The following is an 11,851-nucleotide window of genomic DNA, read 5'->3' on the forward strand; positions in this document are numbered from 1 at the left end:
AATATTTTTATTTGATTAAAATTGAACTTTTACTGCCAATGAGTATGAACTAGGAATTGGCACTGTTCCAAAATTGTATTTCGCCACCGAAGATTGTCCGCCAGAATTTGTTTCTGGATCGAAACTCGTAAAATTATCCCATGAAATTAGGTTTCTTCCGCTTGCAGTAATCACTAAATCATCAAAGAAACTGTTTAATTTTCCAAAAGAATAGTTTAAAGATACCTCTCTTAATTTTAAGTAGCTTCCGTCTACAACTCTAAATTCTTCGATGTTGTAAACAGACCAAATGTATCCACGAGGTAATTCTCCGTTAAGTTCTTTAGCAACTAATGTTCCAGAACCTACACCTTGTCTTGTTCTATAATCTGCATCAAAAACATCTACGCCTTGTACGCCATCAAATAATACAGATAAACCAAATTTTTTGTAATTCAGATTTGTTCCGAAAGAAATAATATAATCAGGATTTGGGTTTCCAATTTGTTTGTTCAAAATTGTTCCTGTAGGCTGTCCAGAAGCATCTCTTTGTGGAGCTCCAGTATTTACGTCTCCTTTTTCAGTTTGAGGATAACCAGTTGGTGTAAGTAATAAGCTACCGTCAGCATTTCTAGCAAAGTACGTACCATAGAAAATACCAATTGGCTGGTTCATTTCAACAAAAACAGGTGCTCCAGCTAAATTGCTGTCTAATTTAAAACGCTGCTGCGGTAAGCCGGTTACTTTATTTCGGTTGCTGCTGTAGTTTACAAAAACATCAAGATGCAGGTTTTCTTTTTTGATAAGATCATATTTAAGGTTTACTTCAAAACCTTTATTATTCATTTGACCAATGTTCTTAATTGTATTTGTAGCACCTTCAGAAGCTGCTAATTGAACAGGCAGTAACAAATCATCAATATCAGCATTGTAATAACTGAACGATAAATTCAAACGATCTTTTATAAAACCAAAATCACCACCTATTTCGTAAGTAACACTTTGTTCTGGTTTTAAATCAAGGTTTCCTTGTTTGAATCCTTCGATAGTAAAAGTACTATTTCCTAAAAGTGTTCCTGTAGAGTAATTTGTAAAACGAGCATATGGTTTAATAGCTGTTAAACTTCCTGATTTTCCCCATGAACCTCTAAGTCTCGCTGAACTTACAACATCATGAATACCTTCCATGAATTTTTCGTCAGAAAGGACATAACTTAAACTTGCTTTTGGGTAAAACTGAGATCTATTGTCTTTAGAAAAAATAGTCGAAGCATCTTGTCTTCCTGCCAAAGTAATGTATAATTTGTCTTTATAACCAATAGTTTCCTGAAGATAAAAACCCCATAAATTGTATTTTGACTGACTTGAACTTGGTGAACCAGGAATCAATGTATTGAACGCATTTATAGTTTCAATAAATGGTTTTAAGTTACGTCCTTCAACAGCGGCAAAATTATCGCGATACGTTTGTACGTTGTAACCTCCGTAAGTTGTAGCTTTCCATTTGTCGTTTATATTCCAAAGGTATCTTAAGTTCAAGTCATTATTAAATTGAACCACTCTGTTCGTTGCTTCAGAAACATAACCGTCATTATAATAAGCAGGATTAACCACATATGGATATCTCGGAATAAATACGTTTCCTCTTTGGTTATAATTGTCAATACCAAAAATCATATCGGCATTGAAATTTTTAAAAGGAACATAATTTAATTGTAAGTCCGAAATAATACGATCTGTATTTTGTTTGATTTTGAACGTTTCTATAATAGAAAGCGGATTAACTCTATTAGGGTCAACTGCTAATAAGTTTCCATTAACATCTCTTTTATTAATGTCATAAGTATTATTGGTAATATTTATAGCATTAATTGGACTCCAGAAAACGTTTCCATCTGGTTTTTCGTTTGAAGCAGAATTAATATAATTTAAACCAACAGTCGCAGATAATTTTGAATTAAAGTCGTGCTTTAATCTTACTTTTGCGCCTGCTCTTTTAAAATCGGTGTTTTTTATAATTCCTTCGTTTACTAAATAACCAAGCGATGCAAAGTATTTTGTTTTGTCATCTCCGCCTTGTAATGAGAAATAAGTATCTGTTCCAACACCAGTTGTAAAAATGTCATCTTGATAATCGTAACGTTGTACATCTATTGTTCTAGTTTCAAGATCTCTTCCTAATACATTTACAGTAGTTGGACTTTTAGGATTTCCTTGAATAGGGAATAACGCAGGTGAAGCATTTACAAACTGTTTGTTTGAAGTATTCAAATCTAGTTTTTTTCGGATCTGATTAGAAGTTACACTAGTAGAAAAAGTGTATCTTGTTTCGCCTGCAACACCTTTTTTAGTTGTAATTAAAACCACACCATTAGCAGCTCTCGATCCGTAAATTGCAGCGGCAGCGCCACCGTTCAATACTTCGATGCTTTGAATGTCGTTAGGATTAATATCAGACGATCTGTTTTGACCAATCTGCATATTAGAGTTTCCAGTTGTTACATTTAAGTTCGTTACGTTTGTTGTTGCATTGTTTAAAACAACTCCATCAATAACATACAACGGATCCGAAGAACCTAAAATAGACGATGTTCCTCTAAGTTTAATACTAAAACCTCCAGCAGGATCACCTGAGTTTTGAGAAACCTGAGCCCCTGCAATTTTACCTTGTAACGCAGTCGAAAGTCCTCCTGGCTGTGCTTTTATCAAGTCTTCGCCTTTTAAACTTGTAACGGCGTTTCCTAACTCTTTACGAGTAGCGCGTACAGTAGATCCAAGTACCACAACTTCAGAAAGAGTGTTGGTTTCTTCCGCCAGTCTTAGATTAATTACACTAGTGCCGCTGGAAATTCTGACCTTTTTAGTACCAAAGCCAACAAAACTAAAAATTAATGTTTCGTTTTCATTTGCAGAAATGCTGAATTTTCCGTCTAAATCGGTTACGGTGCTTTTGGAAGTTCCTTCTATTAAGACAGAAACCCCTGGCAGCGAAAGTCCATCAGATTCACTTTTAATTGTACCACTTACGGTTTTTGTCTGAGCAAAAATGGGCTGCGCAAACAAAATGGTTCCAAATAAAATAAATAATAGTTTTTTCATATTACAGTATTTGATTAGTTATAGAATCTAAAATTAGAAATTTTTTTTAATAAATGCGATTTTTTGCATCTTATTTAATTTATTATATACAAAATGCATAATAATGCATTTTATTTTTTTGTTTAATCGTTATTTCTGATTTGTAAGCGTGTTTGGTAAATTATCACTCTTAAAACGTGCATAATAATGCAATATATTTTATATTTGTAAAAAAAATCAGATGCTTAAAAGAGAAAGACATCAATTTATCATGGATAAATTTAAGAATGTCGAAAAAATCAATACTATTGATCTCGCTTTAGAATTAAATATCTCTGAAGATACAATACGCAGAGATTTTAATGAATTGCATAATAAAGGCTTGATTAATAAAGTTTACGGAGGCGCTTTTCTGGTAAAAGACAAGCCAAGCAGTGTGTTTGATATTGCTATTGTTAATGAAGATAAAAAAAACATAGTAGGTCAAAAAGCCCTGTCGTTTTTAGTTGACGGACAGGTAATTATAATGACTGGAGGAACTACTAACTTAGCTTTTTGTAAACTTATTCCAAAAGATTTATCAGCTACAATATACACATATAGTTTGCCCATAGCCATGCAGTTATCTCAGCATCCTAATATAGAACTAATTTTTATTGGAGGGAAATTGCAAAAAAATGCAATGGTAACCGTAGGAATAGACGTAGTACAAGTACTGTCAAAAATTAAGGCCGACGTTTGTTTTTTGGGCGTAAGCAGTCTAGATGTTAATCAAGGACTTACCGAAATGGGGTATGAAGTTTCGATCATTAAAAAAGAAATGATTAAAGCTTCTGCCAAAGTTATTGTCTTGGCAACTTCAGACAAGATCAACGGCAAAATGCCGCATAAAGTCTGCGATCTAAATCAAATTGATGCTATTGTTACTGAATTAAGTCCCAGTAGTTCTAAAATTAAAAATTTTGCCGATGCCGGCGCCCGTTTGTTTTAAAGAGTTATACGCTTTTTAAAAATCTAATTGCTGTAAGAATCTATAAAATTAGAGAATGCAGTCTTGAATTTCTTTACCTAATTGCTAGAATGAAACGTAAGATTTAGCTTATGAGTTTATTGCGGTATTATTTTATTTTTTATTTATATTTGACCAAACCAATAAAAACTAAAATCATGTTTATCGTACTGCCCATTATTGTCATCTTTATACTTTTATGGATATTTTACTATAATTCCCTTATCGGAAAAAGAAATCAGGTTACCAATGCTTTTTCGGCAATCGATGTAATGTTGAAAAAACGTTTTGATTTAATTCCGAATCTTGTTGAAATCGTAAAACAATATACCGATTACGAGCAAAGTACCTTAACCAAAATTGTAGAACTTCGCGCAAAAGCAACTTCTGGTTCGATCAGTGATACAGAAAAAGCCAGTCTTGATGCTGAATTAAGCAGTACCATAAAAGGTTTAATGGTAAATGTTGAAAATTACCCAGACCTAAAAGCCAATACTAATTTTTTAAATCTGCAAACCACTTGGACAGAAAGCGAAGAACAAATTGCAGCTGCCAGAAGAACTTATAATGCTGTGGTAACAGATTTTAATAATGCTATAATGATGTTTCCTGGTAATTTGTTTGCAGGAATGCTGAGTTATACACCTATTGAAGTTTTGGCTGCGGCAGAAGAAGAGCGTAAAAATATAAGTGCAAAAGAACTTTTTAATCGTTAATCGATTCAGAAATAAACAGTAATTCAGTTCTGCAGCAAGCTTTAAATACTTTAGAAACCGATCGAAAAAAAATAGCTGAAATCTATACAACCTGCTATATCTTATTTGGTCTTGCAATAGTGCTTTTGGTAATTGGTTTTTTAATTAGTTTTCCTGCTGTAGGTTTTATAGGATTTGCAATTTCTGCTCTTATTGCAATTATAATGCATTTTAGAATAGATGTAGATGTTCGTGCCTATAAAGCAGTTTACAAAACAAACATAGTAGATCCAGCATTAAAAACAATCAATGAAACTTTATCTATTACACCGCAAAGCGGACTTCCAGAATATGAATTTATAAGTTCTGAACTTTTTACAACAGAACCAGATCGTTACCATACACAGGATTTAATAAGCGGAACAGCAGATAAAACTTCTTTTTGGTTCGCCGAAGCTCATGCCGAATACAAAACAGAAACAAGTACTAAAAACGGAACTCGCACCGAATGGCACACCATTTTTAAAGGAATTGTTTTTGTAGCCGATTTTAATAAAAATTTTGAGGTTTCGACTGTTGTTCGTCCTAAAGATTTTGGAAACGCTGTTGGGGCATGGTTTTCTAAAAATATTTTTAGTTTCGGAAATACCGATGTAGTGCAATTAGAAAATACCGATTTCGACAATAAATTTGTAACCTATTCCAGAAACCAAATCGAAGCAAGGTATATTTTAACGCCTGCTATGATGGAAAGAATTCTGAATTTAAATAACAAATGTGACGAAACAATTTCGATTTCCTTTATAAGTTCAAAAATGTATATTGCTTTTCCGTTGTCGCACAATTATTTTGAAGCGCCTATTCATTCGTCGCTTTTAGCTCCCGATTTACTTACAGATGATCTTTCGATCGTGCAGTTCATGCAGGATATTGTTCAGGAACTAGATTTGAATACTAGAATTTGGGGGAAGGGGTAAATCAAAAGGATTAAAAATATAACACTTTCCGAAGTTTTTCTTGGTGAGGTTGTGTAAATCATCTCTGCGTGATAAATATTAAACGTTATTTTGAGAAAAGATAAAATCAGATAGATTTTCAAGCAGTTTGTCATTTCTCCTTCGTCGAAATAACAAGGTTGGGTAGTTTTGCCATATACGCTCAGGATGACAATCCAGTTAAAACCCCAAATTTCAATTTCAAAAACAATAGTAAAGAAAACCTCAGAACCTTTGTCACTATGCCTCTTTGAACCTTAAAAAAATACCTATTTTTGTAACTCAAAAGAAAGCAATAATGTCAACAAATAAAGAGTTACAAAAACTAGCAGCATCATTAGAAGGTACACTTTTATACGATGATCTTTATAAAACACTATATTCTACAGATGCTTCGGTGTATAGGATTCGTCCTAATGCGGTGGCTTTGCCTAAAACTACGGCAGATATAAGCAAGTTAATTCAATTTGCGGCACAGCATAATATTTCGGTTACACCAAGAACTGCGGGAACTTCTTTGGCAGGACAGGCAGTAGGAGATGGAATTGTGGTTGATGTTTCGAAACATTTTACCAAAATCTTAGGTTACAATGCTGAGAAAAAAACGGTTACCGTTCAGCCTGGAGTGATTCGTGATGAGTTGAATTTATTTTTGAAACCATACGGCGTTTTCTTTGCGCCAATTACATCAACTTCAAATCGAGCGATGATTGGCGGAATGGTTGGAAATAATTCATCAGGAACAACTTCGATTCGTTATGGTGTGACACGTGATAAAATTGCTGAAGTAAAAGCAATTTTGAGCGATGGAACAGAAGTGACTTTTGGCGAATTGACTTCGGCAGAATTTATGGAGAAAACCAAAGGCGATTCTCTAGAAAATAAAATTTACAAAAGTGTTTACGACGAACTTTCGGTAAAAGAAAATCAAGAAGAAATTATAAAAGAGTTTCCAAAACCTGAAATTCACAGACGAAATACAGGTTACGCAGTTGATATTCTTTTAAAATCTGAAATATTTGGAGGAACTGAACCGACAATAAACTTAGGAAAACTACTTTGCGGAAGCGAAGGAACTCTGGCTTTTACAACCGAAATTACTTTAAAAGTTGACGATTTACCGCCTGCACATAATATTATGGTTGTTGGGCATTATCATACCATTCAGGAATCGCTGGAATCTGTTGTGGTGGCCATGAAACATCATTTGTACACTTGCGAAATGATCGACGACACGATTTTAGATTGTACGAAAACGAATCGCGAACATATTAAAAATAGATTCTTTTTAGTTGGCGAACCAAAAGCAATTATGCTTTTTGAAGTGGCATCGCACACGCTTGAAGATGCTGAAAATCAAGCAAACGCTTTAATTTCCGATTTAGAAAAACACAATTTTGGATACGCACTTGTAAAAATTTATGGTGCCGATATTGATAAAGCCAACGAACTTAGAAAAGCAGGATTAGGATTGTTAGGAAGTATTGTTGGCGACAACAAAGCTGCCGATTCTATAGAAGATACAGCTGTAGAATTAAGCGATTTGCCAGCCTATATTGCAGAGTTTTCGGCAATGATGTTAAGTCACGGGCAGGAAGCGATTTATTATGCGCATGCTGGTGCGGGAGAATTGCATTTACGTCCGGTTTTGAATTTGAAGAAAACATCTGATCTAAGATTATTCAGAACCATTGCGACCGATGTGGCGCATTTGGTGAAAAAATACAGAGGTTCATTAAGCGGAGAACACGGTGACGGAATTGTACGTGGAGAATTTATTCCGTTTATGATTGGCGATAAAAATTACGAATTGCTGAAAAGAATCAAATTAGCGTTTGACCCGAATTCGGTTTTTAATATCGGAAAGATTGTCAATGCCTTGAAAATGGATGAAAATCATCGAGTAGTTTCGGGCAGAGTAGAACCAGATATTAAAACGTTTCAGGATTTTTCAGACAGTTTAGGAATTTTGCGTGCTGCCGAAAAATGCAACGGTTCTGGCGATTGCCGAAAAATGCCGTCGGCAGGAGGAGCAATGTGTCCGAGTTATCGCGCGACCCGAAATGAAAAAGAAACAACTCGTGCGAGAGCAAATGCTTTGCGCGAATATTTGACGTATTCTGAAAAAGAAAACAAATTTGACCAGAAAGAATTATACGAAGTTTTTGAGTTGTGTGTAAGCTGTAAAGCCTGTGCGAGCGAATGTCCAAGTAATGTTGACGTTGCAACTCTTAAAGCAGAATTTTTATACCAATATCAAAAAGCAAACGGATTTTCGACTCGAAGTAAGATTTTTGCCAACAACGCAAAATTGAACAAAATGGGAAGTTTGTTTCCGGCGATCACGAATTTTATTTCGAATCAATCGCTGGTTAAAAAATCAATGGGAATTGCGCCAGAAAGGCAAGTGCCGCTTTTGGCAAAAAAGACTTTCAGAAAATGGTATGAAAAAAACAAATCGAAAAGCACCGATTTTCCAAACGGAAAATTGTATTTATTCGTTGATGAATTTACCAATTATTACGACGTAAATATTGGGATTGATGCTTTTGAATTGTTGACAAAATTGGGGTACGAGGTTTTAATTACAGATCACGAAGAAAGCGGAAGAACGTATCTTTCAAAAGGATTTTTAGAAGAAGCCAAAAAGATAACCGATATAAATGTCAATATTTTCAAGGATTTAATTTCGAGTAATACGCCTTTAATCGGAATTGAACCTTCGGCGATTTTGACTTTTAGAGATGAATATCTGCGATTGGCATCGGATAAAGAAAATGCCGAACGAATTTCGCAAAATGCCTTTACAATCGAAGAATTCTTCAAAAAAGAAATAATCGACGGAAAAATCAGACCTGATTCATTTTCTGAAGAAACAAAAGAAATTAAGATTCACGGACATTGTCATCAAAAGTCTTTAAGTTCTGTTGAAGCCACTTTTGCTATGCTGAATCTTCCTAAAAATAATACGGTTACGATTTACAATTCGGGCTGCTGCGGAATGGCGGGTTCTTTTGGATATGAAAAAGAGCATTATAAAGTGAGTATGCAAATGGGTGAAGATACTTTGTTTCCAAAAGTTCGCAACACTGCCGAAAATGTAAAAATTGCTGCTGCAGGAACCAGCTGTCGTCATCAAATTTATGACGGGACAAAACGCGAAGCACAGCACCCAGTTAGTATATTGAGAAATTGCTTGAAGTAGCGAGAGAGGTTGACCGTAAAGAATTACGTAAGGGAGAGCTAAGAAAAAAAGTTTTGCCACTGATTAAAGGGATTAAAAGGATTGTTTTTTCTCATTTTATGTCATTTCGACGAAGGAGAGATCACACACGGAAATCACCAATCTTTGTCGATGTACTAGTGTGATTTCTCCTTCGTCGAAATGACAAACTTTGAGTGTTTGTTATTAGTTTATTTTAAGACATTCTGTAAAAATCATTCTTAATAAGTGGCAAAAAAAAGCGTAATCCATTAAAACGACTAAGCCCCATTATTCCGAAGAATAACAGGGCTTAAAAATGACAAGTTTACATTCTTGTAGATTATTTGGCGCCAGGAGGACAATGCTCTTTTATGTACTTTTTAAAAGTATCAGCAAGATGTTTTGTTGTTCCTTCTCCCTCGTATATACTGTGTGAACGATTTGGATAAATCATCAAATCGAACATTTTATCATATTTTACCAATTCATTAATCAGAACCTCGGCATTTTTATAATGTACATTATCATCGCCCGTTCCATGAATGTATAGTAAATTTCCTTTCAGGTTTTTAGCATGAGTTACAGGCGAAGCCTTTATGTAAGTCGCTTCGTTTTCACTTGGCAAGCCCATGTATCTTTCTGTATAAATATTGTCGTAAAAATGCTGGTCTGTAACCGCTGCGATGGCAATTCCCGTTTTGTAAATTTCAGGAAACTGAAACATCAAATTCAAAGTTACAGCGCCGCCGCCGCTCCATCCATGAATAGCAACTCTATCAGAATCAATAAAGTTCCATTTCAAAACTTCTTTCGCAGCCATAGCTTGATCGTGCGTATTGATAATTCCGATGTTTTTGTAAATCGACTTTCTCCATTTTGTACCTTTCAATACAGGAGTTCCGCGGTTATCCATTGCAATTCCAATATATCCTTCAGGAATTAAAGAGGCGATAAAGGGATAAAAATACGGTTCATCGTTTGCAACAGACGCCATAGGTTCGCCATAAACATAAAAAAACACGGGATATTTTTTAGAAGCATCAAAATTCAAAGGTTTTGCCATAACACCGTCAATTTCGATTCCGTCAACAGTTGTGACTTTAAATTTCTCTAATGAATAATTGCGTCTTGGTGCCGAAAATGAATCTGCAGCAGCAGGAAGTATTTTTTTATGACCAGATAAAGCAACCAAACGTTTGTTGTAATCGCGATTGATATTCGAATTTACGTGCTTAGCATATTTAGCATCAGTCGAAAAACTGTATTCATTTGTACCTTCAAACTCTTGAGGTGTTACGCGTTTCGTTTTCTTTGTATTTAAATTAGTTTCGTACAAATAACGTTGTGTAGCATCTTTTGGGCTGGCAATAAAATAAACAGATTTCGTTTCTTGATTGTAAGCTTTGTAATAAGCATCAAAATTTTCAGTTGTAACAAGTTCTTTCTTTTTGCCGTCGCTGCTGATTTTGTAAATATGCATCCAGCCGTCAGCATCTGAACTCCAAAGAAACGATTTTCCGTTATCTACAAACTGACACGGAAAAACATCATATTCTCCAGAAGAAATATCAAAAACATCAATCCAAGAATCTGATTTTTCCTGATAGATTAAATTCGCCGTTCCAGATTTAGTATCACATTTATAAATAGAAGCTTGATTTTGATTTCTATTTAATTGAATAACCATTACATTTTGATTACTGATCCATTCCATACGAACTAAATAATTATTATCAGGCTCGCCGGGAATATTCAGCCAGTTTGTTTGTAAAGAAGCAATATCAATTACACCAATTTTTACAGATGAAGGTTTTTCTCCAGCTTTAGGATATTCTACTGGAATCGTAAACGGATAAAGAGCATCAGTATTATTGATCATTAAATGAAACTTCGTTTTTGAAGCATCTACGCGCCAAAATGAAATGCTTTTTCCATCAGGACTCCATCTAAAACCGTCACGAGCAGCAAGTTCTTCTTCATAAACCCAATCAAAAGTTCCGTTTATGATTTTATGCGTACCATCTGTCGTCAAAGGCGTTATTTTTCCAGAGTTTAAATTTTCAAGATAAATATTATGCTGCGAAACATAAGCGACATTTTCGTTATCGTTCGAAAACTTAGCAAACATCAATGATGACTTTTCTAAGCTCGTTCCCAGTTGTCTACCTTTTCCAGTTGTTAAATCAAAGTACCAAAAATCTCCTTTGGTATTGGCTCTCCAGACTTTTTTAGAATTGGTAAAAACTAACACTTTTGTTTTGTTTTCATTCCAAACCAAATCTTCAATTTCTCCCGTAAAACCAGAATTTTTTAATTGATCATCAGTTAAAATCGTTTTTTTTTGATTTAGTTTGTCAACATCATAAACCACGACATTATCTTGAGAATTTACCCAAAAAGAGTGTGAGTTTGGCAGCCAGTTTAGTTGATTGATATCAATATCCTCTTGCGCAAAAATGCTGGAGCAGATTAATAAAAAGAGTAACAAATGTTTCTTCATTATATAGGTGTTTTTAGTTTGTTATAGTATTGTGTTTTGAAGAAGTAAATATAATAAGTATTTCGTCTGACTAGGAATTAACTTATGAACTCTACTTAAATTTAGATATCATTTGAAGAGTATTAATATAAGAAGAGAAAAATAGAAACGGCATTACTTTAAATTTTACACTGAAATAAGTTGGGATAAAAATACTATAGGCTTCCCTTCAAAATTTGTATTATATTACTATTTAATAGTCGAATATTATCTTATTTTGGGTTAATATATTATTGTTTTGAGTTTGGTTTAATTGCTTTAAGAAAAAAACTTAAATGATTATTTTGATTCAGTTTATTCCTGTTTATTTTGTTTGAATATCTATTGAAGAAAACAAAATCGTTTTATATA

General features: G+C 34.2%; 6 protein-coding genes. 4 read left to right on the top strand and 2 right to left on the bottom strand.

Translation table 11 applies throughout. From position 1 onward, the window contains the following. Nucleotides 1-15: 15 nt before the first annotated feature. Complete coding sequence (locus BOW57_RS09980; RefSeq protein ID WP_129053998.1) at nucleotides 16-3,078, bottom strand: SusC/RagA family TonB-linked outer membrane protein; 3,063 nt, start codon at nucleotides 3,076-3,078, stop codon at nucleotides 16-18. Between the two features lie 220 nt (nucleotides 3,079-3,298). On the opposite strand from BOW57_RS09980, the gene BOW57_RS09985 reads away from it, so the two are divergent. From BOW57_RS09985 to BOW57_RS10000, 4 genes are all read left to right on the top strand, one after another. Then, nucleotides 3,299-4,048, top strand: a complete 750-nt coding sequence (locus BOW57_RS09985) for a DeoR/GlpR family DNA-binding transcription regulator (protein WP_129053999.1) — start codon at nucleotides 3,299-3,301, stop codon at nucleotides 4,046-4,048. A gap of 176 nt (nucleotides 4,049-4,224) precedes the next feature. Further along, a complete protein-coding gene (locus BOW57_RS09990; RefSeq protein WP_129054000.1) occupies nucleotides 4,225-4,782 on the top strand; it encodes a LemA family protein in 558 nt (185 codons plus the stop codon). Between the two features lie 119 nt (nucleotides 4,783-4,901). Then, nucleotides 4,902-5,738 (top strand): DUF3137 domain-containing protein, encoded by an 837-nt coding sequence (locus tag BOW57_RS09995; protein WP_241687430.1) that lies wholly within the window; start codon nucleotides 4,902-4,904, stop codon nucleotides 5,736-5,738. 316 nt (nucleotides 5,739-6,054) lie between these two features. Next, nucleotides 6,055-8,961, top strand: a complete 2,907-nt coding sequence (locus tag BOW57_RS10000) for an FAD-binding and (Fe-S)-binding domain-containing protein (RefSeq protein WP_129054002.1) — start codon at nucleotides 6,055-6,057, stop codon at nucleotides 8,959-8,961. Between the two features lie 340 nt (nucleotides 8,962-9,301). Here BOW57_RS10000 and BOW57_RS10005 read toward each other — a convergent pair whose 3' ends face one another. Further along, a complete protein-coding gene (locus BOW57_RS10005; protein WP_129054003.1) occupies nucleotides 9,302-11,461 on the bottom strand; it encodes a DPP IV N-terminal domain-containing protein in 2,160 nt (719 codons plus the stop codon). Between the last annotated feature and the right edge of the window lie 390 nt (nucleotides 11,462-11,851).

The sequence above is a fragment of the Flavobacterium sp. YO64 genome (assembly GCF_004119505.1).
GTDB lineage: Bacteria > Bacteroidota > Bacteroidia > Flavobacteriales > Flavobacteriaceae > Flavobacterium > Flavobacterium oncorhynchi.